This is a genomic window from Candidatus Symbiopectobacterium sp. NZEC135 (assembly GCF_025962695.1).
The window spans coordinates 1-1,393 of sequence record NZ_JAGFPF010000453.1; the positions used below are offsets into that span (position 1 = coordinate 1).

At 50.4% G+C, this 1,393-nt stretch carries 2 protein-coding genes; one reads left to right on the top strand and one right to left on the bottom strand.

All coding sequences use genetic code 11. The features are described from left to right. A partial coding sequence (locus J5224_RS27805; RefSeq protein WP_264628360.1) for a cupin domain-containing protein occupies positions 1 to 533 on the bottom strand: 533 nt, incomplete at its 3' end. A gap of 62 nt (positions 534 to 595) precedes the next feature. Here J5224_RS27805 and J5224_RS27810 point away from each other — a divergent pair. Next, the coding region (locus J5224_RS27810) for an MFS transporter (RefSeq protein ID WP_264628361.1) at positions 596 to 1,393 on the top strand (798 nt) is incomplete at its 3' end.

Below are 1,393 nucleotides of genomic sequence, written 5' to 3' on the forward strand. Positions count from 1 at the left end.
AGAATGGGAACCAGCCCCGGATAAATCTGTTCATTTGCCTCAACCACTATGGCTTGCGGCATCAGTTTACCAAGACCTTGCATTCCACCGAGATCGAACTCCATACAGCCATAAAACAGAACCGTGCTGGGTGTCGGATGCAAACTCGGGCAAGTATTGATTCCGCTGACGGCCTCGCCTAAAGGAGCAGAGCCTAACGTGTCGATATGTTGAAATGAACAGCTGACATCCGATACAAGCTGATGATCTTCACCCTGCGGCATGAATACCATGCTTCCGGCTTTCAGTTCGTACAACGTACCGTCGTGTGTGCGAAGCAGAGCAGTGCCCACAGCGATGTAATGAAAATAGGCATGTCCCGGCCTGTTGCTAAAACCGACGCCAAACTCAGAGCCAGTCTGTAAACGGCGATACTGCACGCCACGCAGGCGCATTTCCAGCAGCAATTCACTGATGAGCTCGGATGACAGGGCAAAATGTTTGTTCACATGCATATTCGGAGTTTCGGGTAAAAAATCAGGATATGGCATCATAGATCGTCCAACTGCTCGACTCTAGACTTGGCGTTGTAATTTTTCTCCAAGAAGAGTGTGTTATGAGAAATGAAGCAACTGAAGCTGTATCCGCTAATTTGAATAGTTCTGAACCCAAAGAATCCGCATGGATGGCCGTTATTTCACTGACTATGGGCGTGTTTGGCTTGCTGACTGCGGAATATCTTCCTGCCAGCCTGTTGACACCCATGGCCGCCGATCTCGGTGTGACCGAAGCTCTTGCCGGTCAGGCTGTGACGGTAACGGCTGTGGTGGCTTTGTTTGCTGGTCTGATGGTTCCCCGCCTGACGCGTAACTATGATCGCCGAAATGTTTTGCTTGGTTTTACCGTGCTGATGATTGCCTCCAACCTGCTTGTCGCACTTTCATCCAGTCTGACCGTTCTGTTAGTCATGCGCATATTGCTGGGCATCGCGCTGGGAGGCTTCTGGAGTATGGCTGCTGCCGTAGCTATGCGGCTGGTCCCTGCTAAAAGTGTCCCGCGTGCTCTCTCCATTATTTTTAGCGGTATTGCTGTTGGTACCGTAGTTTCGATCCCGCTGGGGAGCTATTTAGGTGGGCTTTATGGCTGGCGTAGTGCTTTTATCGCTGCAACCGCAGTAGGCGTGCTGACACTACTCTTTCAGCTGTTTACCCTTCCTGGAATGGCTCCGCGTAGAATGATGATAACGGCATCTGTCATGGATTTACTCCGCCGCCCAGGTATTGCGATGGGAATGACGGGGTGTGTGATTGCCCATACTGGTCAGTATGCGCTGTTTACCTATATTCGTCCGGCTCTTGAAAATATTGCCCAACTTGATGTGGATCATTTGTCTTTGATACTACTTGGATTTGGC